The sequence below is a fragment of the Geodermatophilus obscurus genome (genome assembly GCF_900143215.1).
GTDB classification, from domain to species: Bacteria; Actinomycetota; Actinomycetes; order Mycobacteriales; family Geodermatophilaceae; genus Geodermatophilus; species Geodermatophilus obscurus_A.
Map to the genome: position 1 here is coordinate 1 of NZ_FRDM01000099.1, position 1,400 is coordinate 1,400.

The 1,400-nt window shown below is 76.2% G+C and carries 1 protein-coding gene and 1 pseudogene; both read left to right on the forward strand.

Annotation, left to right across the window (positions count from 1 at the left end):
• The coding region (locus tag BUB17_RS25165) for a hypothetical protein (protein ID WP_072921588.1) at positions 1-726 on the forward strand (726 nt) is incomplete at its 5' end.
• Positions 719-1,400: pseudogene (locus tag BUB17_RS25170) on the forward strand (hypothetical protein); the annotation flags it as partial. The gene BUB17_RS25165 and the pseudogene BUB17_RS25170, both read left to right, overlap by 8 nt.

The window sequence follows — 1,400 nt, forward strand, 5'->3', positions numbered from 1 at the left end:
CGCCCGGTGCTGCTCGTGGAGGCCGACGTGTCCGGCAGCAGCAGCGTCCTCGCCGGCTACCTCGGCGGCACCCGGGCACACGAGCGGGGGCTGGTCGACCTGGCGTTGGCCCACCGCTCCGGGGCGCTGTTCGGCGGCCTGCGGGACAGCTGCACCGCCCTGCCCGGCGCCGACAAATGGCTGTTGCCCGGACTGGTCAGCCCCGCGCAGGCTCCCAGCCTGCGCCCGGTGTGGGACCCGTTGGCCGCCGTCCTGACCGGGCTGGAGCGCGAGGGCATGGACGTCATCGTCGACGCCGGTCGACTGGGCGCCGAGGGCGGACCGGTGCCGCTGCTGCGGCACGCCGACGTGACCTTGTTGCTCACCCGGACCACGTTGCCGGCGATCGCCGCCACCCGGGCCCGCGCCCGCCTGCTGGCCGACGACCTCGCCCAGCAGGGCACCGGCGCCGACGGCTTCGGGCTGCTGCTGGTGGGGGAGGGCCAGCCCTACACCGCCCGGGAGATCACCACCGCCGTCGGTGTGCCGGTGGTCGCTGCGGTCGGCTGGGACCCGGTGCACGCTGAGGCCTACAGCGTGGGCGCAGCGGTGCGGCGTCTGGAGGGCTCGACCCTGACCCGCAGCATCGCCGCCGCGGCCAGCGCCATCGGGCAGCTGGCCGCCGACCGACGCAGCCGGCTGGCCCCAGGCGCACTCGTCGGTCAGGAAGGACCGGTCCGTGCCTGAGCCCACGCCTCCCGCAGCGCGGCCCGATCTGGCCGACCTGCCGCTGTTCGCCGGCTCACCGCCCGACGTCCACGCGGGTCCGTCCCCGGCGGCCCCGTCCCCAGCGGCCCCGTCCCCGGCGGCTCGGCCGCCAACCGCACCGCGCCCGCCGGCCTGGGCGCTGGCCGGAGCGCAGCCCACCGCCGGCGCCGCCGCCCCCGCCCCACCCGCGGCCGACCCGTCGAGCCGGCGCACCGGCTCACGCGCGCACGGCGCCGGCGACATCGACTGGGCGCTGGTACGCGCCTTCCGCACCCAGGCCGCCGAACGGCTCTCCGGCGCACTGCGCGACCGCGACGGCATGGACGAGGCCTCGCAGCGGGAGCTGGGCCGCAGCCTCGTGCAGGAGCTGCTGCGCGAGTACACCGAGGACACCCTGGCCACCGGCGCGGCGACCATCACCCCCGACCAGCAGCAGCAGCTGGTCACCGCCGTCTTCGACAGCCTGTTCGGGCTGGGTCGGCTGCAGCCGCTGGTCGACGACGACGACGTGGAGAACATCGAGATCAACGGCTACGACAACGTGCTGCTGCAGTACAGCGACGGCCGCCTGCAGCCGGGCCCGCCGGTCGCCGACAGCGACGAGGAGCTCATCGAGTTCCTGCAGTTCCTGGCCAGCCGGTCCCAGGCCAACG